Origin of the sequence: Aestuariibius violaceus, from assembly GCF_040779325.2 — a bacterium.
Classification (GTDB): domain Bacteria; phylum Pseudomonadota; class Alphaproteobacteria; order Rhodobacterales; family Rhodobacteraceae; genus Aestuariibius; species Aestuariibius violaceus.
On record NZ_JBFONT020000003.1, the window covers coordinates 348,185 to 369,782 of the forward strand.

Annotated in this window: 19 protein-coding genes; 8 read left to right on the top strand and 11 right to left on the bottom strand. The window is 63.5% G+C overall.

The features are described from left to right. Nucleotides 1-122 precede the first annotated feature (122 nt). Together ppsA and AADZ90_RS13735 are read left to right on the top strand one after the other, a co-directional pair. Nucleotides 123-2,504 (top strand): phosphoenolpyruvate synthase, encoded by a 2,382-nt coding sequence (ppsA, locus tag AADZ90_RS13730; protein ID WP_367310577.1) that lies wholly within the window; start codon nucleotides 123-125, stop codon nucleotides 2,502-2,504. Further along, nucleotides 2,501-3,433 (top strand): L-lactate dehydrogenase, encoded by a 933-nt coding sequence (locus AADZ90_RS13735; protein ID WP_367310578.1) that lies wholly within the window; start codon nucleotides 2,501-2,503, stop codon nucleotides 3,431-3,433. The genes ppsA and AADZ90_RS13735 overlap by 4 nt, the downstream gene beginning before the upstream one ends. Before the next feature lie 264 nt (nucleotides 3,434-3,697). On the opposite strand, the gene AADZ90_RS13740 is transcribed toward AADZ90_RS13735, so the two are convergent. The 5 genes from AADZ90_RS13740 to rpsF all read right to left on the bottom strand — a co-directional run bounded on the left by AADZ90_RS13740 (nucleotide 3,698) and on the right by rpsF (nucleotide 6,763). Next, nucleotides 3,698-4,177, bottom strand: a complete 480-nt coding sequence (locus tag AADZ90_RS13740; protein WP_367310579.1) for an SMI1/KNR4 family protein — start codon at nucleotides 4,175-4,177, stop codon at nucleotides 3,698-3,700. 226 nt (nucleotides 4,178-4,403) lie between these two features. Beyond that, nucleotides 4,404-5,351 carry a 1-phosphofructokinase family hexose kinase gene (locus AADZ90_RS13745; protein WP_367310580.1) on the bottom strand — a complete coding sequence of 316 codons (948 nt, stop codon included), beginning with the start codon at nucleotides 5,349-5,351 and terminating at the stop codon, nucleotides 4,404-4,406. 148 nt (nucleotides 5,352-5,499) lie between these two features. Continuing rightward, entirely contained in the window at nucleotides 5,500-6,153 is a 654-nt protein-coding gene (gene rplI, locus AADZ90_RS13750; protein WP_367310581.1) for a 50S ribosomal protein L9, read from the bottom strand. Nucleotides 6,154-6,165: 12 nt separating this feature from the next. Then, nucleotides 6,166-6,393 carry a 30S ribosomal protein S18 gene (gene rpsR / locus AADZ90_RS13755; RefSeq protein WP_367310582.1) on the bottom strand — a complete coding sequence of 76 codons (228 nt, stop codon included), beginning with the start codon at nucleotides 6,391-6,393 and terminating at the stop codon, nucleotides 6,166-6,168. A 16-nt stretch (nucleotides 6,394-6,409) separates the two neighbouring features. Continuing rightward, on the bottom strand, nucleotides 6,410-6,763 hold the full coding sequence (gene rpsF, locus AADZ90_RS13760) for a 30S ribosomal protein S6 (protein WP_367310583.1): 354 nt from the start codon (nucleotides 6,761-6,763) through the stop codon (nucleotides 6,410-6,412). Between the two features lie 371 nt (nucleotides 6,764-7,134). Between rpsF and AADZ90_RS13765 the strand changes: the two genes are divergently transcribed. Both AADZ90_RS13765 and AADZ90_RS13770 read left to right on the top strand, forming a co-directional pair. Next, nucleotides 7,135-7,488: a CidA/LrgA family protein gene (locus AADZ90_RS13765; RefSeq protein WP_367310584.1), complete on the top strand. Its 354-nt coding sequence runs from the start codon at nucleotides 7,135-7,137 to the stop codon at nucleotides 7,486-7,488. Beyond that, nucleotides 7,485-8,201 (top strand): LrgB family protein, encoded by a 717-nt coding sequence (locus AADZ90_RS13770; protein WP_367310585.1) that lies wholly within the window; start codon nucleotides 7,485-7,487, stop codon nucleotides 8,199-8,201. The genes AADZ90_RS13765 and AADZ90_RS13770 overlap by 4 nt, the downstream gene beginning before the upstream one ends. Nucleotides 8,202-8,300: 99 nt before the next feature. Here AADZ90_RS13770 and AADZ90_RS13775 read toward each other — a convergent pair whose 3' ends face one another. Further along, complete coding sequence (locus tag AADZ90_RS13775; RefSeq protein ID WP_367310586.1) at nucleotides 8,301-8,633, bottom strand: hypothetical protein; 333 nt, start codon at nucleotides 8,631-8,633, stop codon at nucleotides 8,301-8,303. 220 nt (nucleotides 8,634-8,853) lie between these two features. On the opposite strand from AADZ90_RS13775, the gene AADZ90_RS13780 reads away from it, so the two are divergent. After that, complete coding sequence (locus AADZ90_RS13780; RefSeq protein ID WP_367310587.1) at nucleotides 8,854-9,483, top strand: hypothetical protein; 630 nt, start codon at nucleotides 8,854-8,856, stop codon at nucleotides 9,481-9,483. A 320-nt stretch (nucleotides 9,484-9,803) separates the two neighbouring features. Continuing rightward, the gene (locus tag AADZ90_RS13785) at nucleotides 9,804-11,126 is read left to right on the top strand and encodes an acetamidase/formamidase family protein (protein WP_367310588.1); all 1,323 of its coding nucleotides are present in this window, start codon (nucleotides 9,804-9,806) and stop codon (nucleotides 11,124-11,126) included. Nucleotides 11,127-11,723: 597 nt separating this feature from the next. Here the strand turns inward: AADZ90_RS13785 and AADZ90_RS13790 are convergent. The 5 genes from AADZ90_RS13790 to AADZ90_RS13810 form a co-directional block, all read right to left on the bottom strand. Further along, entirely contained in the window at nucleotides 11,724-12,818 is a 1,095-nt protein-coding gene (locus AADZ90_RS13790; protein WP_367310589.1) for an agmatine deiminase family protein, read from the bottom strand. A 591-nt stretch (nucleotides 12,819-13,409) separates the two neighbouring features. Next, nucleotides 13,410-14,444: an aldo/keto reductase gene (locus AADZ90_RS13795; RefSeq protein WP_367310590.1), complete on the bottom strand. Its 1,035-nt coding sequence runs from the start codon at nucleotides 14,442-14,444 to the stop codon at nucleotides 13,410-13,412. Nucleotides 14,445-14,544: 100 nt separating this feature from the next. Continuing rightward, the gene (locus tag AADZ90_RS13800; RefSeq protein ID WP_367310591.1) at nucleotides 14,545-15,516 is read right to left on the bottom strand and encodes an SDR family NAD(P)-dependent oxidoreductase; all 972 of its coding nucleotides are present in this window, start codon (nucleotides 15,514-15,516) and stop codon (nucleotides 14,545-14,547) included. Nucleotides 15,517-15,597: 81 nt separating this feature from the next. Further along, nucleotides 15,598-16,083, bottom strand: a complete 486-nt coding sequence (locus AADZ90_RS13805) for a hypothetical protein (RefSeq protein WP_411997040.1) — start codon at nucleotides 16,081-16,083, stop codon at nucleotides 15,598-15,600. A 34-nt stretch (nucleotides 16,084-16,117) separates the two neighbouring features. After that, nucleotides 16,118-16,267 carry a hypothetical protein gene (locus tag AADZ90_RS13810; protein ID WP_367312816.1) on the bottom strand — a complete coding sequence of 50 codons (150 nt, stop codon included), beginning with the start codon at nucleotides 16,265-16,267 and terminating at the stop codon, nucleotides 16,118-16,120. Nucleotides 16,268-16,384: 117 nt separating this feature from the next. Here AADZ90_RS13810 and AADZ90_RS13815 point away from each other — a divergent pair, with 117 nt between their 5' ends. Further along, nucleotides 16,385-17,287, top strand: coding sequence for a LysR family transcriptional regulator (locus tag AADZ90_RS13815; RefSeq protein WP_367312817.1), 903 nt, complete (start codon nucleotides 16,385-16,387; stop codon nucleotides 17,285-17,287). A gap of 929 nt (nucleotides 17,288-18,216) precedes the next feature. Further along, nucleotides 18,217-21,345 (top strand): HYR domain-containing protein, encoded by a 3,129-nt coding sequence (locus tag AADZ90_RS13820; protein WP_411997041.1) that lies wholly within the window; start codon nucleotides 18,217-18,219, stop codon nucleotides 21,343-21,345. The last annotated feature ends 253 nt before the right edge of the window (nucleotides 21,346-21,598 follow it).

Sequence of the window (21,598 nt, forward strand, 5' to 3'; positions counted from 1 at the left end):
TTCTCCCAATCGATTGCCCGAGACATGCCCCGGGCGGTGATGCTGCGCTTTGACAGAGGTCAATCCGTTCTGCCGCGTCCGCCACCATAAAGCGGAAGACACCGCACGTAGAGGAGCATCACATGTCCGGTCCTATCAAGTCTGTCATATGGTTCGACACTCTTGCCAGGGGGGACGTGGCGCTTGTCGGCGGCAAGAACAGCTCTCTCGGCGAGATGGTGCAGGCGCTGGCCGGCGCCGGGATCAAGGTGCCGCCGGGCTATGCCACGACGTCGGACGCCTATCGGGCGTTTCTAAATCACAACGATCTGGTCACGATGATCGCCGAGACGGTCGCGGAATTGGAGGATCACAAGATCAGCCTGCAGGAGGCGGGACGGATCATCCGGGCGGCCATCGTGCGGGGAGACTGGCCGGAGGACATCCGCGCGGCGATCACGACCGCCTATGAGGAGCTGTCCGAGCGGGCAGGGGTCAAGGAGGTGCCGGTGGCCGTCCGGTCGAGCGCGACGGCGGAGGATCTGCCGGATGCCAGTTTCGCCGGGCAGCAGGAGACGTTTCTGAACGTGCGGGGCGCGGATGCGCTGCTGGCGGCGTGCCGGAAGTGCTTTGCCTCTCTCTTCACCGACCGGGCGATCAGCTACCGCAAGGTGAAGGGGTTCGATCACAGCCAGATCGCGCTGTCGGTCGGCGTCCAGCAGATGGTGCGGTCGGATATCGGCGGGTCGGGGGTGATGTTCTCGATCGACACGGAATCGGGGTTCGACAAGGTGGTGCTGATCAACGCGGCCTGGGGGCTGGGCGAGAACGTCGTGCAGGGGGCGGTGAACCCGGACGAGTATCAGGTGTTCAAGCCGCTTCTGGAGACGGCGAAGCTGTCGCCGATCGTCGAGAAGAAGCTGGGCGAGAAAGAGCAGAAGATGATCTACGCGGCCCAGAAGGGCGGCGAGACGCGGAACGTGCCGACCTCTAAGGCCGAGCGGCTGGCGTTTGTTCTGAGCGATGCGGAGATCCTGGATCTGGCGCGGCAGGCGGTGACGATCGAGGCCCATTACGGGCAGCCGATGGACATGGAATGGGCCAAGGATGGCGAGACGGGGGAGCTCTTCATCGTGCAGGCCCGGCCCGAGACGGTGCAGTCGCGGATCGATACAGGCGTCCTGAAATCCTACAGCGTGACCGATACCGGCGAGGAGATCGTGCGCGGCCTGAGCGTGGGGTCGGCCGTGACCTCGGGGCGGGTCTGCCTGATCGAACATGCCAGCGACATCGAGCGGTTCGTGGATGGCTCGATCCTGGTGACCTCGACCACGGATCCGGATTGGGTACCGATCATGAAGCGGGCGACCGCGATCATCACCGATCACGGCGGGCGGACCTCGCACGCGGCCATCGTGAGCCGCGAGCTGGGGGTGCCTGCGATCGTCGGCACGGGGGACGCGACGCATGTGCTGCATGACCAGCAGGAGGTGACGCTCTCGTGCGCGGGGGGCGATGAGGGCGTCGTCTATGCGGGGAGCGCCACGATCTCGGTCGAGGACATGACGCTGGGCGACATCCCCGAGACGACAACGCGGGTGATGCTGAACCTCGCCAATCCGGCGGCAGCGTTCCGGTGGTGGCGGCTGCCGTTCGACGGGGTGGGCCTGGCGCGGATGGAGTTCGTGGTGAACGGCGCCGTGCAGATCCATCCGATGGCGCTGGTGAATTACGACACGTTGACGGATCAGGACGCGAAGGAGCGGATCGGTGCGCTGACGCGGGGCTATGAGAACAAGCCCGATTACTTTGTGGAGCGGCTGGCGCGGGGCCTGTCGCGGATTGCGGCAGTGGCCTATCCCAAGCCGGTCATCATCCGGATGAGTGATTTCAAGACGAACGAATATGCGGAGCTTCTGGGCGGGCATGCCTTCGAGCCGGATGAGGAGAACCCGATGATCGGGTTCCGGGGCGCGTCGCGCTATTACTCGGACCGGTATCGGGAGGGGTTTGCGCTGGAATGCCGCGCGATCCGGATGTTGCGCGAAGAGATGGGGTTCGACAATGTCGTGGTCATGATCCCGTTCTGCAGGACACCGGAAGAGGCCGACCGCGTCTTGGGCGTGATGGCGGAGAACGGGCTGACGCGGGGCGAGAAGGGGCTGGAGGTCTATGTGATGGGAGAGATCCCGTCGAACGTCATCCGGGCGGCGGAGTTTGCGGAGCGGTTCGACGGCTTCTCGATCGGGTCGAACGATCTGACGCAGCTGACGCTGGGGATCGACCGGGATTCCGAGGAGCTGGCGCCGCTGTTTTCGGAGGCGGACCCGTCGGTCGTCTGGATGATCGAGACGCTGATCGAGAAGGCCCATGCGGCGGGGGCCAAGGTGGGCCTGTGCGGGCAGGCGCCGAGCAACGATCCGGCCTTTGCGAAGGTGCTGGTGCAGGCGGGGATCGATTCGATCTCGGTGACGCCGGACAGCTTTCTGGCGGTCAAAAAGAACGTGGCCGAGGCGGAAGGGTGAAGGTCGGTATTGTCGGCGCCGGGCAGGTCGGAAGCTCTGCCGCTTACGCGATGGCGCTGATGGGCGTCGGGACCGAGATCGTCCTGATCGACCGGGATGCCGATCTGGCCGAGGCGCAGGCGCAGGACATCGCCCATGCCATCCCCTTTGCCGAGCCGGTGATCGTGCGGGCGGCGGGCTATGACAGCCTGACGGAGGCCGCGGTGGTCATCATCGCCGCGGGGGTGAGCCAGAAGCCGGGCGAGAGCCGTCTGGATCTGCTGGACCGCAATGTTGCGGTCTTTCGCGAGGTCGTGGGGTCGGTGATGACCCATGCGCCGGACGCCATCCTTCTGGTCGCGTCGAACCCCGTGGACGTGATGACCTTCGCCACCTGGAAGCTGTCGGGTCTGGCGGCCGAGCGGGTGGTGGGGTCGGGGACGATTCTGGATACGGCGCGGTTTCGTAGCTTGCTGGGCGCGCATCTGGGGATCGCGCCGCAATCGGTCCATGCCTATGTGCTGGGCGAGCACGGCGACAGCGAGGTGTCGATCTGGTCGAGCGCCACGGCAGGCAACGTGCCGATCACCTCTTTCGCAGATCAGGTCGGGCGGCCGCTGGGCCCGGAGATCCGGGAGGAGATCGGCCAGAATGTGCGCGACGCGGCCTATACGATCATCGCCGGCAAGGGGGCGACCTATTACGGGATCGGCGCCGGGCTGGCGCGGATCGTGCGAGCGATCCTCGATGACGAGAAGGCGGTGTTCAGCGTGTCGGTGACCATGCCCGAAATCTGTGGATTCAGCGAGGTGGCGCTGTCGCTGCCGCGGATCGTGGGCAAGGATGGGGCGATCGCCGACCTGATGCCTGCGTTGGATGAGGGCGAGCGGGAGGCGCTGACCGCGAGCGCCAAGGTGATTTCGGACCTGTCGACGTCGCTGACCTTCTAAGCTTGGCGTCTGTCACCGGGCGTTGATTGCTTTGCGTAGGCGTGCCGGTATTCGGAGGAGTCATGGGTGAACCCGATTGTCATTTCCTCAAAAGAGTGCGGCCTTTGGACCATGCAGGCCCCAGCGCCGAATGAAGCGTCCAGAAACAATAAATTCGGAAGCGTGTGCCGAACACGCTTCCGAATATCTTTGCGGATCTGACCCATACTTGTACGGAAGGCGGCCGTGCGAGACTTTGCTGCCGTTCGAAAGCTCCGAACAGCCTTAACTAGTGGCAAACCACTCGTCGCTCCATGGCCCCAAATATTGCGCAATCCATTCCGAGAATGAGTTGGCGACTTTCGCCGTATCGTTGAAGTCATGATCCCAAAAGAATATCGCGGCGACCGACTTTCTGTCGCCCTCCAACTCCTTCATATCGAAACAAAACTTGCTGCCCATGCTGTCATTACCAATGACCAGAAGGTTTTCGGGCAAGCCGATGGGGTGCCAGCCTTCTGTTTCGCTGACGATTTCGTTAGGCGTGCAAAGCTCTGACAGGTCGTGCAATTCTACCTGTTCGTCTGCGATTGCTGAAAGGAGGTGAGGAGGCCATGGCAGCCCTATGGCTGTGACCTGCTCAACGTAGTCGATTGGAAGAACGATGCCAAAAGTCTGCTCAACTTCCTGTAGCTCGCTAGCCTCCACCGGCTTGGGAATTCTGTCTTGATCGCCCCACTTCTCTGCGAAGAGTTTCAGTTCCATCTGAGTTCTTACCTGACACGAAAAAGCTTGATCTAAGTCGGAAATGACCGGCAGCGGCCTAAATTGTCAACATCGCTTTGGGCTCTTAGCGGACTTGCGGTAATGCACTCTGCCACTCGGCGAGATTTACATTATTATGCGTAAAACTGCACTCTTATGATGAAATGAGACCGATGCCGTGGCATCGGAACCACCTATCCCACGGAGCTGGCTGTCCGGGGTCTCTCTAGATCGGCGTCACCTCGATCTGGGGGAGGAGGCGTTCGGTCTGCTCGAGCTCGCAAAGGGCGGTGGCGGGGGTCATGACGGCGGCCCCCGCGGCGGCGGTGCCGAAGCGGACGGCGTCGCGGAAGGTTTCGCCGCGGGAGAGGGCGAGGGTGACGGCGGCGACGAGGCTGTCGCCGGCGCCGACCGCGCTGAGCGTCTGGATGAGCGGCGGGCGGCAGAAGAAGCAATCGGTGGCGGAGAGGCCCATGGTGCCCTGGGCGCCGAAGGCCATGACGATGTGATCGGCCTTGCCCTGGTCGAGGAGGGTTCTGCCGAAGGTTGCCATATCCTGGGGCCCGTCGAGGGGGCGGCCTGCGAGGAGGTCGGCCTCTTCCCCGTCGACGCGCAGGACGTGGAACGGCGTGTCTGTGGTCGCCACGGCCTGGACCAGGGCTGCGCCGGACGTGTCGAGGATCAGGCCCGCGCCGTGCTGCCGGGTCAGCCGGTTGAGGCGGATCAGGGTGTCGGGCGTGACGCCGGGCGGCAGGCTGCCCGAGACGACGATGAGCGCGCCGTCGGTCAGGTGCGGTTCGATCGTGGTGAAGAGGGCCGCGATTTCCTGGTCCAGCCAGAGGGGGCCTGGCAGGACGAAGCGATATTGATCGCCGGTATCGGCAGCGAGGACGGCGAAGGATTGGCGGGTGAGGCCACCGATGGGCTGCCGGATCACATCGACCCCTTCGGCGGCCAGAAGCTCGCACAAGAGATCGCCCGTGATGCCGCCCGCGGCGACCAGCGCGGTGGAGTGCCCGCCGAGGAAACGGATCGCGCGGGAGACGTTGACGCCGCCGCCGCCGGGATCGAGGCGCGCATCGGTGCAGCGCAGCTTGGGGCCGGGGACGATCGCGGGCGCATCGGCCGACACGTCGAGCGCCGGGTTCATGGTGACCGTCACGATCCGCGTCATGGCCGTTCCTTCCTGGGTCCTTTCCCGGCCATAGGAGGCAAAGAGCCCGCCGGAGGCAAGGCGGTGTCGCGGGCCGAAATGCCGCGGGCAGGACGAAAAAAGCCGGACCTTGCGGCCCGGCTTTCAACTGAACGGTCTGGCGGTCGGCTTAGTCGTCGTCGCCGAGCTTTTCGTCGAGCTCCGCCTTTTCCTGAACGGCGGGCTCTCCGGTGCGCTGCTCATCCTCCGTCTCGAACTCGTCGAGCTGGGCGGCGCCGATATCGTCGAAGAGCTGTTCGATCTCGAATTCGGCAGCAGCTTCTTCTTCCGCGGCCAGTTCCTGGATCGACTTGCCCTGGGCCTGAAGCTCTGCCTCTTCCTGGGAGCGGGCGACGTTCAGCTTGATCACGGCGTCGACTTCCGGGTGGAGGTTCACGTGGACCTCGTGGATGCCGAGTTCCTTGATCGGGGCGGTCAGCGCGACCTGCTTGCGGTCGAGGCTGAAGCCCGCCTCGGTCGCCGCGTCGGCTGCGTCACGGGTCGAGACCGACCCGTAGAGCGAGCCGCCGTCGGAGGCGGAGCGGATCACGACGAAGGTTTCCCCGTCGAGCTTTCCGGCGAGCTTCTCGGCCTCTGCCTTGCCTTCGAGGTTGCGCGCCTCGAGCTGGGCCTTTTCGCTTTCGAAGCGCTTGATGTTGGCCTCGTTCGCGCGCAGCGCCTTGCCCTGGGGCAGGAGGAAGTTGCGCGCGTAGCCTTCTTTCACCGAGACGACCTCGCCCATTTGGCCGAGCTTGGCGACGCGTTCTAGCAGGATGATATCCATTTCGGCCTCTCCTTACTTCACGGCGTAGGGCAGGAGCGCCAGGAACCGGGCACGCTTGATCGCCTGGGCGAGCTTGCGCTGGTTCTTGGCGCCGACGGCGGTGATCCGGGAGGGGACGATCTTGCCCCGTTCGGAGATGTAACGCTGCAGGAGCTTGGTGTCCTTGTAGTCGATCTTGGGTGCGTTGTCGCCGGCGAAGGGATCGCTCTTGCGGCGGCGGAAAAACGGTTTGGCTGCCATCTGTCTGATCTCCTTCTCAGCGGTCGCGGCGCGGACGCTCGCGGTCGTCGCGCTTTTGCATCTGGATCGAGGGGCCTTCCTCGTGGGCGTCGACCTTGATGGTCAGAACGCGCATGACGTCTTCGTGGAGGCGCATCAGACGCTCCATCTCCTGCACGGCGGGGGCAGGGGCGTCGGTGCGCAGGAAGGCGTAATGGCCCTTGCGGTTCTTGTTGATCTTGTAGGCCATCGTCTTGACGCCCCAATACTCGTTTTCGACGAGCTTGCCGCCGTTGTCCGAGAGGACGGTTCCGAAGTGTTCGATGAGCCCTTCGGCCTGCGTGTTGGACAAGTCCTGACGCGCGATAAAGACATGCTCGTAAAGCGGCATGAGAGGTTCCTGTTTTCCAAGGCGCGTTTCAAAGACCGGGCTATGCGCCTTCCGCACCCGGCCACGAGAGACCACGCCGTTCATATGATCAGCGGAAGGACCGGCGCGTTATACAGAAGGTGGGCGGTGGTGCAAGGCGGAAGTGGAGGGTAGGGGAGCGGTTCCTGAATTGGGGCTGTGGCCCGTCTTGGGGGGCAAGGCAGACCTCCGTTGGCCACCGGTTCGGATGCGGTGCTTTACATCAACCGTCAATCTGACGGCCGGTCAGGCGCCTGGACAAATCCGGCATTCCCGCGTGACTTGGCGATCTCGTTCCCGGACACTCGGACGGAAGAGACCCTTTCAAACACCCGCTGATGTGGAGACATAGGATGCTGCCTTCGCTCGGAACCCTTCTGGGATGTCAATTGATCGGGGAAGTCGCGGCACGAAGCCTCGGCTTGCCGATCCCCGGTCCTGTCCTGGGGCTGGCGCTTCTCCTCACGCTTATTGCCTTGCGACCGACCCTAGCAGACAGGTTGCGGCCAACCACGAGCGTCGTGCTGGCGCACCTGTCTCTCTTGTTTGTCCCGGCAGGTGTCGGTGTCATCGGCAATCTCGACGTTCTGTCACGGGATTGGGCGCCGCTTCTCGCGGTGTTGGTGCTTTCGACCTGGCTCGCCATGATGGCGACGGTCGGGACCTTTCTCCTGGTGCGCCGCTGGACGGGAGCGGACCCCGCATGACCGAGGTTGCCGAGCTCTGGAGTTATCTCTCCGCCTCTCCGCTGACATGGCTGACCGCCACGCTTTTGGCCTATCTGCTCGCCGATGGCGGTGCCCGCAAACTCGGCAATCCTCCCTGGGCGAACCCTGTGCTGTTCTCGGTCCTGCTTATCGCGCCTGTTCTCTGGGTCTCGAATACGGATTACGCGACCTATTTCGAGGGCGCACAGTTCATTCATTTCCTGCTTGGCCCCGCGACCGTGGCCCTGGCTCTTCCACTCTGGGACAACCGTGACACGATCCGCCGATCGCTCGCGCCGATCGCTCTTGCACTGTTCGCGGGGTCCGTCGTGGCGGCAGGGTCCGCCATCTTGCTGGCCCAGGCGTTCGGCTTGCCGGAGGACATTCTTCTGTCACTTGCGCCGAAATCGACGACGGCGCCAGTCGCGCTGGGTATATCCGAGGCAATCGGAGGCATCCCCACGCTGACCGCCGTCCTGGTCATCCTGACCGGTATCATCGGCGCGATGACCGTCACGCCGATGATGAACCTGATGCGGATCTCGGATTGGCGGGCCCGGGGCTTTTCGGTCGGCGTTGCGGCCCATGGTATCGGGACCGCGCGGGCGTTTCAGGTGAACCCAGTCGCGGGGGCGTATGCGGGGATCGCAATGGCGTTGAACGCGCTTTTGACCAGCCTGATCGTCCCGATCCTTGTCCGTTGGTGGGTGTGAGGCGGCTGCGACGCATCCCCGCTTCACGACGGGGCCGCGTGGGCGGTTGCCCGCCGCCGCTGTCCCGATGCCGGGCGGCGGCGGGCGCAGGCGATCGCCCTAGTAGTAGCTGCGGTTCAGCCGAACCGTCGTGCCGTCGGCGCGGACGACTTCGCGGGCATAGAGTTCGGGGCGGATGATCTCGTCATCCATGATGCCGGAGACGGTGACGGTTTCGCCGACATTCGCCGGGACCACGTTCGGGCCGACATAGACGCGCAGGTTGCCGGTGGCGTCGGCGATGCGGAATTCGTCGCTGTCGAGGATGCGCTCGACCGTGCCCTGGATCGTCACCGACGATCCGCGCTGGACGTCGGAGATCGGGGTGATCTGGGTGGCGGCGAGGGCGGCAAACGGGGCGAGCGCAAAAACAGAGGCAAGAACAAGACGCATTGTTGAGTCCTTTCATAAGGTTAATGTGAGAGAAATGGTGTGGAGCCTCGAAAAAAGGAGGTCTGCAGCTGCGGCAAGCTGTCACAATCGGCGCTGCTTCGCCGACGTTAAGGCAAGACAATTCCCCCGCAATACCCATCGTCGGCCACTTTTCCGCCACCGTCCGGCGGGAAATTGCCTACAAGACAGGATTGACCCTCAGAAAGAGAGGATCGGAGCGATGACGGCCCTGCCGCAATTCGGAAATCCCGACCAGACGATCAACATGACCGCCGATCCCGCCCTGCTGGCGGGCTTCTCCGTCAAGGAGACGGAGTTCGGATACATCATCTGTTCGCGCGAGACGCCGTCATTCTCGGTCCAGCTGGGGCAGCTTCTGGCGCTGGTTCTGGCGATGGCCTTCGGCGTCGCCTCGATGGCGCTTCTGTTCCTGCCCGGCAGCTCGGTCGCCGAGGGGATCATGACGATGAAGCTGGTCTCGAGCATCGCGTTCGGATCGGTCGCGGGCCTGTGCCTGCATTTCGCCACCCGCGGATCGATCCCGGAGCTGCATGTCGACATCGTGAAGGGCGAGATCCGCGAGATGCTCCGCACCCGCGCCGGACGGCGCACCATCGCTGACCGCTACGGCTTCCAGGCGGTGAGTGATCTGATGCTCGACCGGAACACGGGCGTGCCCGGTCAGGCGCAGCTTCTGATGCGCTACCGCGACGGGGCGCCGATGCTTCTGATCGCGACGGGGGATGAAGTTTACCTGCGGCAGCTGCGGGACCGGCTGAGCGTCGATCTGCTTGGGGAAGGCGGATCGGTCGACGGGATCCAGCGAGACGATGTGGACGCGGCCGCCTGAGGGGTGCGGACGCGCGATCGGGCAGGAAGACCGGCCGGGGAGGGCAGCCCCGGCCGGTTTTTGTTTGTGGGCGGATGGTTTGATCAGGGGCGGTATCCGAGACCGGGCTGGTTCGGCTCTTGGCAGCTCTGCGGACGGGTCCGCCGCATTTGACATTTGTGTTCAGGGTCGGCTCCGGGCCGCAACACAGTATCCCTCTCGGGCTTGCGCAAGGCAAAGTCCGTACCGGTACTAACCGCGGTTGAGCAGGTAAAATCTTGCGGTTTGCACCCTGTAACCTATCCTTGCGGGACGGAGCTTCAAACGGGAGGTGAGGTAGAATGGCGGACGGAAGCACACCGAAAAACCGGGCACGGCGCAGCGTGGTCGTCCACGAATTCACCAATAGCGTCCTTGACCCGGATGCTCCCATGCTAGGCCCGATCGAGGATGGTGGCACGATCATCGCCAACACCGCGCCAGGTTGCTGGGGCCCGATGATCACGCCAAGCCTGCGGGGCGGCCACGAAGTGACACAGCCTGTCTTTGTTGATGGCGCCGAGATCGGCGATGGCGTCGCCATTCGCATTCGGGACATAACGGTCACCTCAAGCGCGACGGCGTCCGGCCACGACAGCTCTCCCGAGGGGTTCTGCCTGGGAGACCCCTATGTGGCCGCGCGCTGCCCCACCTGCGCCACGGTCTGGCCCGAGACCCATATCGAGGGGATTGGTCAAGACGCGGTCAAATGCGATGCGTGCGGCAATGCGGTCAAACCGTTCGAGATCGTGCACGGCTATACCGTCACCTTCGACGACACGCGCAGCGTCGGCCTGACGCTGCCGAAAGACGGCGCCGAGACGATTGCAAAGAGCGCCGATCATTATGCGGCCTTGCCGGATGAAAGCCGCCAGCACTCGATCCTGAATTTTGCGCCCTCCGACATGCCGGGCACGCTGGTGCGGATGCGGCCCTTCATGGGGCAACTTGGCACCTGCCCGTCGATGCCGATGCCCGACAGCCACAATGCGGGCGATTTCGGTGCATTTCTGGTGGGCGCCCCCCATGATTACGCCATCACCGCCGAACAATTGGCCGAACACAAGACCGATGGACATATGGATATCGATGCCGTGCGCGCCGGTGCGATCCTCGTGTGTCCGGTGAAGGTGAAGGGGGCGGGCGTCTATATGGGCGACATGCATGCCGGTCAGGGTGATGGTGAAATCGCTGGCCATACGATGGATGTCGCGGGCAGCGTGACGCTGCAGGTCGAGGTGGTGAAGAACTACCCGCTGGACGGTCCGGTCCTCTTTCCGCTGGAAGAAGACCTGCCTCCCCTGGCGAAGCCGTTCACCGATGCCGAGAAGGCGAAGGGCGCGCGCCTGGCCGAGAAATGGCAAGTGTCCGAGATCGAGGCGCTGGCACCGATTTCGGTCATCGGGACGGCGGCCAACCTGAACGACGCGATCGAGAACGGGCTGGCGCGTGCGGCAAAGCTTTTGGACATGACGGTGGCTGAAGTCCGCAACCGGGCGACGGTCAACGGCGCCATCGAGATCGGACGCGCACCGGGCGTGATCCAGGTGACGTTCCTCGCGCCCCTGGGCAAGCTCGATACCGTGGGTCTGGGCGACTACGCCCGGGAGCAATATGGACTCTGATTGCAGGTGCGGCAGGGGACAGATGTGCTCTGCCGCGCTTCCTATCGGACGGGACGCCAGCGCGTACAACGAGGTAAGGCCCTATCGTCTCGAACTTGGACCCTGCGCGTTGAGTGCCAGACTCGGCAACAACGCGTTGGGCGGCTGGGATCCAGCCCGACACTTCACGGCGTAAGAGGCATCAGCGATAGGGGACGAAGCAAGCCTTGCCCGAACAGGGGAGATAAGTCTTGTTCGCTGACGGTCGGTGAGGCCAACAAAAGTGCAAGTTGCACGAAAGCGGCTGTGGCAAGGTTGCATTGCGTCATCTGATCACGTGGCCAGTGGCACCTTTTGGGCCGCCCTCGAAGGTCGACCTCATGGCAAAGGCTTGGATGCTGCAGATGCTCCGGTGACAATTATGAGCCCAGAGTGTCTGATGCTGCGCCGCGAATGGCTGCTTTGGTGAATGAGGCCACGGGAAGGCCGTTTCAATAGCCCTTAGACCCTCGTCTGGAAACGTTTCAAATGTTCGGAGCCAACCCTATCGCGACGGGCAAAGCGTTTCAGAAGTCAGTCCTACGCAGATGCACCCAGTTTGAACACCATATCAGTCTTCTACACCGCCGGCTGCTGTTGCGTAGCGCAGTGGATCCCCCCGCCGATCCAGCCAAGCGCGTCGACGTTGAGCGTGACGATCTCCCGGTTGGGATGGAGCGACGCGATGGCCGCGTAGGACACTGCGTCTGCGTCGCGGTCACCGAACTGCGCCATCACCACTGCGCCGTTGCACACGTAATGGTTAGCGTAAGACGGCACGAAATCGGCATCGCGAACCCGCGGGTGAAGGGGGTCGGCGATCTCCACAACCTCCAGCGCTCGCCCCTTTGCATCCGTCACATTCGCAAGAATGTCGCGTGTCTGGTAAGAAGACCGGACCCATGGATCGTTCGTATTATCGGACGGAGGAAGCTGGATCATCACTGCGCCGGGCCGAGCAAAACGCGCGAGCGCGTCGATGTGGAAGTCGGTGATGTCCTCGCCCGCGAGGCCAGGCGCCCAGATCATGTGGTCCGCACCGTAGGCATCGAGCAACAGCGCCTCAACCTCGGTCCGTGTCCGGCCCGGATTACGGTTCGGGTTCACCCAGGAGCTTTCGTGCGCGATCAGCGTGCCGTCGCCGTCGGCCTCCACGCCGCCCGGTTCGCCGACCAGACCGTTGTCCAGGAGGGACACGCCCAACCGCTGCGCCACGCGCGCCGCGACCAGCCCGTCATGTGGATGCGCCTGCTTGCCACCCCATCCGTTGAAGTTCAGATGGCGCACCGCAAGGCCGCCGCGATTGTCCAAGACGAAGAGGGGGCCGCTATCTCGCGCCCACAGATCGTCGGTCGGAATGTCCCAGAGTTCGACGGCCGCCGACAGGCGCCGCCTTGCCGCCGCATGGTGCTCGTGCGCCGCCAGCATGACAACGGGTTCGAAGGCCGCAATCGCGTTTGCGACGCGCGCGATGGCTTGCTGAACGTCGTCAAGGAACCACGCCTCGGGGTACACGTCACGGCTCACCGGCCACTGCATGAAGGTCCTCTCATGGCGATCGCCCTCGTCCGGCACGCGCCAACGCCGGGGCGGTTCAGCCGCGAGTGAGTGCGCGAGGCCTAACGCGATCGAAGCCCCCGCGAATGCGGTCAATGTCGTTCTGCGTGTCATCATCGCTGCTGTGCTAGCTCCCTACCGGTCGACCCACTTTGGCGTCGGAACGTCCCGCAGACCATACCAGTCTGGAACACCAGGCCTAATGCGGACCTTCGGCTCCAGATGTCGAATGTCGGCTTCGTCCCGCTGATCGCGAGTTCGAGAAACTCTGGATTTTGCTATTGTAGCGAACGGCAGCAAAGCGGGCTGCAACCGCTGCATCTCGCCCCATTGATCAACGGCAGGTTTGGAGCTCAGACCAGACCTCAGAGGCGGTGGAGCATGTGCGATGGCGCCAGCTCCTGGCGGTGGCAGGGCTGCCCTTTGCAGACCTTGGCGACGGAACCAGGATGCTGCGGCGGCGGTCCCGTTTACTGGCATTCGCCGCGGCTGCGAGTAGGCGTGAGCAGTTCAATTCTGGATCGCGGGACCGAAGCGGACCTCCGCCGCGTATCTACGACCTTCTGTTTCTCTGGGTTTACCCTCCCGCGTCCATCGAATTGGCGCGCCAGGCACGCCTGTCCCGTGCGCCAGACGAGACGAGAAGGGTTCGGCATCGATTATCCCGCCCGTGGCCCGCAAGGATCGAAGCTTGGGGGAGACCGTTCACTACTCCGCGTCGATCATGGCCTGACGGCTCTCTCCCTGGGTCGCGATCATCCAGCCCGGGTATTCGGGCGTCAAAGCGCTGGCAGCGTCGAGGGCGTTCAGATCGTCCTGTTCGAGGATCACTTCTGTCGCGCCGATATTGTCCTTCAGTTGATCGACCCGCTTCGCGCCGACGAGCACGCTGGTGACGACCGGTCGGTGGAGGAGCCATGCCAGGGCCGCTTGAGCGACCGTGCACTCGCGGCGGCGGGCCACCGCGTCCAGGACATCGATGATGCCATAGGCGCGGTCCTTGTCGACGGGCGGGAAGTCGAAGCTCGCGCGGCGCCCCTCGGCCGCCCCGCCGTCGCGCCGGAACTTGCCCGACAGGAAGCCGCCCGCGAGCGGGCTCCACACCATCAGGCCGATGTTTTCCGCGCGGAGCATCGGCACGATCTCCCGCTCCAGGTCGCGCCCGGCGAGGCTGTAATAGGCTTGCAGCGAGATAATGGGCGCAAGGCGGCGCGCCTCCGCGAGGCCGACCGCGCGGGCGACCTGCCAGGCCGCCCAGTTCGAGAGGCCGAGATAGCGCACATCGCCCCGGCGGACGAGCGTGTCGAGCGCGTCCAGCGTCTCGAGGATCGGCGTCGCGGGGTCGAAGCCGTGGATCTGGTAGAGGTCGATATGATCGAGCCCAAGGCGCCGCAGGCTCGCCTCGACCTGGGTCATGATATGCCCGCGCGAAGCGCCACGCGCGTTCGGGCCGTCGCCCATGGGGCCGTGGACCTTGGTGGCGATCACCACGTCGTCGCGGGCCACGTTCAGGTTGCGGAGCGCCTGGCCGACGATCTCCTCGCTGCGGCCTTCGGCGTAGACGTTGGCGGTGTCGATGAAGGTGATCCCCGCATCGAGCGCGGTGCCGACGATGGCGTCGGCCTCCGCCTGCCCGAGACGGCCGATCTGGCCCCACATCCCTTCGGATCCGCCGAAGGTCATGGTGCCGAGGCAGAGTTCCGAGACGAAGAGGCCAGACTGGCCGAGACGACGGTAACGCATGGGGTGAGTCCTAGTCATGTGGGTCGCGTGGCGCGGGTTCGAGCCGCGCCGGGGATGCGCGCCGACCCTCGGGCCGACGCGCGCGGTCGTCGTGGGCCGGTCAGGCGATGCTGGTCGCGGCGGAGCCGTAGCTGACATCGAGCACCTCGCCGGTCATGCTCCGGGTGGCGTGGCTGGTGAAGAACATCACCGATTCCGCAACCTCCTCGGGCTCCAGGTGGCCGACGCCGATCGGGGTGCCCTGCGCGATCATGGCCGACACCGCGTCGAAGGTGGGGTTGTCGGCACCCGGCATCATCTGGCCCAGCACGGCCGCGTTGTCCGCGAACGGCGTCCGCACGAGGCCCGGCGCCACGACGTTGCACATGATGTTGTCGCGGCCATAGGCGATCGCCGCGCTCTTGGCGAAGCCGTTCACGGCCCACTTGGTCGACCCATAGACGCCGAAGATGTCATTGCCCGTGCGCGCAAGTCCGGAGGATATGTAGATGATCCGGCCCCCTCCGGCGGCCCGCAGATGCGGCACGGCGGCCTGGGTCGTCTTCATGTAGCCGCCGACATTGACCTCGTAGAGCGTCGAGATTTCGCCCGCCGTGGCGCCGGCGATCGCGCCTGCATAGCCGACGCCCGCATTGGCGAGCACGATGTCGACGCTGCCGAAGCGGTCCACCGCTTGGCGCATCGCGGCCTGCTGGTCCTCCAGGCTGCGCACATCGCCTCTGTAGGTCATGCACTCGGCACCAAGCGCCTCGATCCGCGCCTGCGCCGCGGCAAGGTCGGCCTCGCTGGGCAAGGTGTAGCTGACGTGGGGCAGGTTCGGCGTGGCGATATCGAAGAGGACGATGTTGGCGCCTGCGCGGGCCATCGCCTCGGCCGAGGCGAGGCCGATGCCGCGTGCACCGCCGGTGATGAAGGCGGTTTTGCCGGTCAGCTCGCCTGTGGGCGCGGCCTGGGCATTGGCGGCGCGAGCGCCGATCATGGCGGCCGCGGTGGCGCCAAGCGCGCCGCCCAGGGCCAGGCGGCGGGAGGGATCGGCGGGGCGGTCGGTGTTAATGTCGGTGTCCTTGGTCATGGTGAGGGTCCTTGATCCTGAAATGGGTGACGTTTCGGGACGGCGCGTGGAGGGGGCCACCTCCACGCACCACCCGTGGGTTCAGTCGTCGTCGCTGAAGCGGTCGAACTTCATCCGCGTCAGCTCGGCCGTGGTGTAGGCCATCGGGTCGACGCCCAGCTGCGCAGCAAGCTGCAGGTGACCGGCGCCCGGCGTGTTGCGGGTCGAGACGATGCCGTTGCTGCCACCGGTCAGGCGGTTCACGGTCACGCTGTCATTGTCTTCCAGCGCCCGCCGCAGGACGATCAGCTCGTTCACGCTGTAGCTGGCCGGATCGACGCCGAGTTGGGCGGCAAGTTGCGCATGACCGGCGGAGATCCCGACGCTCTGGGTCGAGGGGACCGCGCCGCCGGTGATCTGGCGGATGCGCTGGTGGTCGTTGTCCTGGACCGCGCGGCTGAGCTGGATCAGCTCGCTCGTGGAGTAGGTGCCGGGGGCGACGCCCAGCTGGGCGGCAAGCTGATCGCTGGCGAGCGCCGGAGCGGCGATGAGAGCGGCAACAGCGGCGGGGAGGAGGATCTTGAACATGGGTCTGGGTCCTTTCTGAGGGGGTTGGGTGAGGTCAGTTGGTTGCGTCGGCCCGGGCCGCGGCCTCGTAGGCGGCGAGCATTTCGGGCGTGGCGATGGTGTTCTCCTGCGGGGCAAGCCGGACCTCTTCCGAGAGGCTACTGCCGAGGGCGATGGCGATGGAGAGGGCGGCGATCTTCAGCATGACTGGCTCCTTTGAGTGATCCTTGGTCTTCCGTCTGTGATGACCGAGAAATAGCGATTGCCTGATGTGTCGAGTAGCCCCTAGTCATGCACTTATTAATTGCGCTATATGCAATTTATGGCAGACCCCAATGTTGAGCTCTTCCTCCGCGTGGTGGAGACCGGAAGCCTCAAGGCCGCCGCGGCCGAGGCGAAGGCGGACCCGTCCTCCGTCACGCGACGGATCGCCAAGCTGGAGGAACGGCTGGGTGCGAAGCTTCTGATCCGCTCGACCCGCCGGTCGCGGCCCACCGAAGCGGGGCAGGCCTATTACGACGGGGTGCGGCGCATCGTGGCCGAGCAGGCCGCGCTCGAGGCCGAGATCGCAGGGCTTGCCGATACGCCGCGGGGCCTCTTGCGGGTGACGGCGCCGGTCGATTTCGGCGCGCGCTTCGTGACACCGGTGGTCGACCGCCTCCTGTCGGAGCACCCGGACCTCTCGGTCGAACTCAACCTCGGGAGCGAGTTCGCCGACCTGCGCGAGTCGAACGTGGACGTGGCGGTGCGGATCGGCACGCTTTCGGATAGCGCGCTGATCGCCCGCCGGTTCGGCGAGGTGCCGCGCGCCATCGTCGTTGCCCCCTCCTATTTCGAGCGGTACGACCGGCCCGAGCGGCCGGAGGACCTGGCGCGGCACTCCTTCATCTTCTACCGCCCCGCGCCCGAGATGAAGCTGCACCTCGTCCGCGGGGAGGAGCGGGTCTCGGTCGCGGTCGGCCGATCCCGGATCGCGGTGAACAGCATGGCGGCGGTCCGGGAGCTCATGTTCTCGGGGCAGGGGATGGTGCTGTCGCCGCTCTGGGCCTGCGAGGACGCGCTGGCGGACGGCCGGGTCGTGCGGGTGCTGGAGGACTGGCACAGCCCGGCCTTCCCGCTGCACGGCGTCTTCCTGCCAGGCCCCTTCCGCCCGGCGAAGCTGCGCGTCTTCCTTGACGCGATGGCGGCGCAGGCCAAGGCGGAACCGTCGCTGGCCGCCACGTGAGGTTGGAGGGCTCCCCCAACACGAAGCTCGGTGACTCGTCCCAGAAAATGCCTGCGAACTCTCCGAAAAGGGACGGTTAGGTCATCCCCCGACTTTCAGAGTGTCGCCTCGAGAGCAGGCTGGTGAAACGACCAGCCGAGACAGCTTTTGCGTTTCAGATGGGTCGGTCGTCGCGCTTTGACTGCATACAAAGACAGGTGAAGGGTCTGCCGATACGCATTCCGATGTGGGCTGCGTGACCGCCGAACCCGCCATTCGAGCATCGTGCAACATCAGTGAGTGTGGGCTCGATCCAAATTTGCTGCGCTGCCGCGCGACGCGCTCAGAAATCCGACTATGGGCATCAGCGGCCCGAAGCCGACCTTGACCACGCGACCGACACGCTGCGGCGCGGCCCGTCGAAGGAGACATTCGCTGCAAGTGCGAGAGACTAATCGGACCGAATTGGAGTTCGGGGCCTTTCAGTCATTCAATCTATTTGAGCTAATGGATGATTTAGGCGGTTCGCGACATGATCATCTGTACAGGCATCTTCGCTGAAAGAAACAACCTTTAATTGATGCCCGCTTTTGCCAACGGTCATCAATGCATTGTGCAGCAAATTCTGCTTTTTTAGCGGATGTTAGAATGTCGCCAAAAAGACACGAAAGGCGGCCCCTAATTGCCATCGGCGGAAACACGCTTGCCTGAATCCTGACCAGCGGTTTTATTGGATTCGTCTGAGAACCGGCGATGCTAAAACGCCGCATCGCCAAGATGCCGATTTCAGGACGATCCGGGGGCCAAGGCCCTTTCGGCGCAGACAACAGGCTAGTTTGAAACCGAGCCACGGGCGCGGGGTCAATCGTGTGTTGTTGGTCGAGGACATGAATCATCCGTTGGACATGTGCCTGGCTCCAAAAGGATGGGAACGTTCAATGCGGCGAATTTTGACAGCAGTTCTGATGATTGTAGCTTGGGTTTCGGGTTGGCGGGCACAACGCCCGCGCAGACTGTATCGAGAATGCTTCGGGATCATCGCGCTGCTGCTTTTGGCAGTTGGCGCTGAGGCAATCACTGTTAATGGCGGGATAGCAGTTTCCGGGTCGCAGAATGCCGCTGGTACTACCGGAGCATTCTGCTCAGATACCGAAATCACTTATAATCTGGATGTTACGGGGGTGACAAACGATGTCGCTGACGGGCTTTTCAACCCCCAGGGTGATCGGTTCATCGTGCGGCTGATAGATGCCAATAATGATATAATCGCCAGCAATGGCTTCGTCATTCCCGTGGGCACCACCCTGAATAGCGGTGTGAGCATCCGTGTCGGCGACAGGGCTAGATCCGTCGATGCGCTCGTGGCACCAACGCTGCGCCCATTCCGCATGCAGATCTTTGAAAGCACGACACCAACCAATACCGACAGGTTCACCGCCAGTGGCCCGGCGCTTTTCACCTCGTCGGCGTTTGATCCTGCGGGTGGCGGTGCCTTCGCTGCAACCGGCTGCTCCGGCGTTCCCGGCGGTGCGGTCACGGACACGACCCCGCCAGTCATTAACGTGCCTGCCAATATCACGGTCAACACCGATCCAGGTCAGCCCACAGCGGTAGTCACCTACTCGGTCACCGCAACCGACAACATCGGCGTCACCGCTGGCCCGACACGCACCGCCGGTCCGGCTTCGGGTGCAGCCTTCCCGGTCGGTACCACCACCGTGACGCACACCGCTTCGGATGCAGCAGGCAACACCGCACAGGCAGACTTCGTAGTGACCGTTGTCGACAACGAGCCACCGGTCTTCATCACAGTGCCTGCCGATATCTCGGTGAACACCGATCCAGGTCAATCCACAGCGGTGGTCAACTTCAACGCTTTTGCAGACGATAATGCCGGCGCCGTCTCATTCACCATTATCTCATCTCCCACAGCCGGCTTGGGGCCCGGATCCGCCTTCCCGATTGGCGTCACGACTATCATTATTTCCGCCATCGACGATGCTGGCAACACCGCCAACCACAGCTTTACTATTACGGTGGACGATGGCGAAGCACCTGCATTCACCTCTTCGCAGGCACCGATCACAGTGGATACCGATCCGGGTCTGAACACTGCGATCGTGACCTACCCAACCCCGACCGCGGTCGACAATTCAGGGACGGCAACCGTGACACGAACCGCTGGCCCGGCCTCGGGCTCTGCTTTCCCACTCGGCGCCACGACTGTCACGCATCAGGCAAGCGATGGCGCGGGCAACACCACCGACCAGAGCTTTACTGTGACGGTGACAGATGGCGAGCTGCCCGTGTTCACCTCATCGCAAGCACCGATCACTGTGAATACTGATCCGGGGCAAACCACCGCTGTGGTCAGTTATCCAACCCCCACGGCAACCGACAATGCGGGACCGGCCATGGTGACCCGGATTGCGGGACCCGCCTCGGGATCGGCTTTTCCGCTTGGCACCACCACGGTCACCCATCGCGCGACCGACGGGGCTGGCAACACAGCTGACCAAAGCTTCACCGTAACGGTGATGGATGCTGAGGTGCCGGTTTTCACCTCGACCCAAGCCGATATCAACGTCGATATCGACTTCAATCAAACCTCGGCGGTAGTAGATTATCCAACGCCAACAGCCACCGATAATGGTGAGTCAGTCACAGTGACACGGATCGCAGGCCCTGCCTCCGGTAGCGCCTTCCCTGTGGGGACCACGACCGTAACCCACCGTGCGACGGATGGATCGGGCAATACCGCCGACCAGAGCTTTACAGTGACCATCGCGGTTGTTTCGCCGGGTACAGTTGAGTTCATCATCAACAGCCCGGCGGACACGGTGATCAGCTTTACGTCCGGCACACCGGCCTTCAACGTCGATGTGGCAGTGACGGGCGGCACCGGCAGTTCGGGCGCGCTTCAGGTCGTGCCGGGCACCTATGCTGCCAGCTTCACAGTTGCAGGCGGCTTCGGCGTGACCGGTGGTAACTGCTCAAATCCCGCGGGCGCGGTCGATACCAGAGCGCAGACGCTGGGCCTGACATTCGCCCCGGGCGAAAGCTATGTCTGCACGGTGACACTGGTCGATTCTGTTGAGACGACAAGCGACATGATCCAGTCGTTTATCGATGCTCGGGGGCGCCTTATCATCGCCAACCAGCCCGATGCTGCACGCCGCATTGGCCGTTTCACGGGGCAAGCCGGCGACGCAGGCGTGACCATGTTTGGCCAACGTCTGCCGTTTGACACGCCGCTGAGCGTCAATGTGGGTCAAGACTTAACAAAGCTCGGCTTCTCGACCTCATCATTCGACGGGCCTGATGCACTCTGGGACTTTTGGACCGAAGCCACGGTTGCCCGCTTTGATCAGGACACGTCGGACGGCGACTTCTTCATTCTGCATTTCGGCTTCGACAAGCGGATCTCGGACAATACGCTGATGGGGCTTGCCGCGCAGATCGACCGCACAGAGCAGATGGACACGGCAGGTCCAAGCAGTATCGAAGGCACCGGTTGGATGATCGGGCCCTACTACACGCGGCGCATGGCCGAGCGTCTGTTCTTCGATGCGTCGTTGAAATGGGGTCGTGCCGATAACACGATTTCTCCTCTTGGCACGTTCTCGGATTCGTTCGATTCGACCCGGTTCCTGGCTACTGCTGCACTTATCGGAGATCGTGATTTCGGCATGCTGAATGTGCAGCCGGAATTCAGACTCACGTACTTCACGGAGACGACCGATGCTTATGTTGACGGTGTGAACGTAACCATCCCTGAACAGGAAACCCGGCAGGGTGAGGCGGAGGTTAAAGCACGATTCTCGACCGATATGGCTGTGAAGAGCGGCCAGATGTTCGCGCCGTATTTCGGCATCGACGGCATTTGGACATTCGAGTCTACCTCAGCCGCAGGGGCAGCGCCGAGCATCGAGGAAGGCTTGCGTGGCCGGATCAATACCGGGTTCAGCCTAACCAACCACAACAGCTCAGTCTTGGAATTTGGGGTCAGCTATGACGGGTTGGGCGATGACAGCTACGAGTCGGTCGCGCTATCGCTTGGCTTCAACATATCGTTCTGAGGGGGTAGCCCAAAACCCCGGATATGCCGCTCATATAAGGGAACCCGCATGCACAAATGAAAGCAAAAGTCGAATCGGTGAAGGTATGGCAAGTCCGCGCCTCGCGTTTGACCAAAGAGCAAGGATCGGCGTATTTCGTTGAAGAACTCGTCCTTGATCGATGCGTAAGTCGCTGATTCAATTCTTTCCATAGGGAGGAATTGGGGATGATGGGACCAAAGCAGGAAGCGCAGGCGGCACTGTTCTACGAGTT

Coding starts and splice junctions, on each gene's coding strand:
- AADZ90_RS13810 (WP_367312816.1), bottom strand. CDS start 16,267: ATGCTGAAGATCGCCGCCCTCTCCATCGCCATCGCCCTCGGCAGTAGC.
- AADZ90_RS13785 (WP_367310588.1), top strand. CDS start 9,804: ATGGCGGACGGAAGCACACCGAAAAACCGGGCACGGCGCAGCGTGGTC.
- AADZ90_RS13780 (WP_367310587.1), top strand. CDS start 8,854: ATGACGGCCCTGCCGCAATTCGGAAATCCCGACCAGACGATCAACATG.
- AADZ90_RS13795 (WP_367310590.1), bottom strand. CDS start 14,444: ATGCGTTACCGTCGTCTCGGCCAGTCTGGCCTCTTCGTCTCGGAACTC.
- AADZ90_RS13805 (WP_411997040.1), bottom strand. CDS start 16,083: ATGTTCAAGATCCTCCTCCCCGCCGCTGTTGCCGCTCTCATCGCCGCT.
- AADZ90_RS13765 (WP_367310584.1), top strand. CDS start 7,135: ATGCTGCCTTCGCTCGGAACCCTTCTGGGATGTCAATTGATCGGGGAA.
- AADZ90_RS13790 (WP_367310589.1), bottom strand. CDS start 12,818: ATGATGACACGCAGAACGACATTGACCGCATTCGCGGGGGCTTCGATC.
- AADZ90_RS13775 (WP_367310586.1), bottom strand. CDS start 8,633: ATGCGTCTTGTTCTTGCCTCTGTTTTTGCGCTCGCCCCGTTTGCCGCC.
- rpsR (WP_367310582.1), bottom strand. CDS start 6,393: ATGGCAGCCAAACCGTTTTTCCGCCGCCGCAAGAGCGATCCCTTCGCC.
- AADZ90_RS13800 (WP_367310591.1), bottom strand. CDS start 15,516: ATGACCAAGGACACCGACATTAACACCGACCGCCCCGCCGATCCCTCC.
- AADZ90_RS13815 (WP_367312817.1), top strand. CDS start 16,385: ATGGCAGACCCCAATGTTGAGCTCTTCCTCCGCGTGGTGGAGACCGGA.
- AADZ90_RS13740 (WP_367310579.1), bottom strand. CDS start 4,177: ATGGAACTGAAACTCTTCGCAGAGAAGTGGGGCGATCAAGACAGAATT.
- AADZ90_RS13745 (WP_367310580.1), bottom strand. CDS start 5,351: ATGACGCGGATCGTGACGGTCACCATGAACCCGGCGCTCGACGTGTCG.
- rplI (WP_367310581.1), bottom strand. CDS start 6,153: ATGGATATCATCCTGCTAGAACGCGTCGCCAAGCTCGGCCAAATGGGC.
- ppsA (WP_367310577.1), top strand. CDS start 123: ATGTCCGGTCCTATCAAGTCTGTCATATGGTTCGACACTCTTGCCAGG.
- AADZ90_RS13770 (WP_367310585.1), top strand. CDS start 7,485: ATGACCGAGGTTGCCGAGCTCTGGAGTTATCTCTCCGCCTCTCCGCTG.
- rpsF (WP_367310583.1), bottom strand. CDS start 6,763: ATGCCGCTTTACGAGCATGTCTTTATCGCGCGTCAGGACTTGTCCAAC.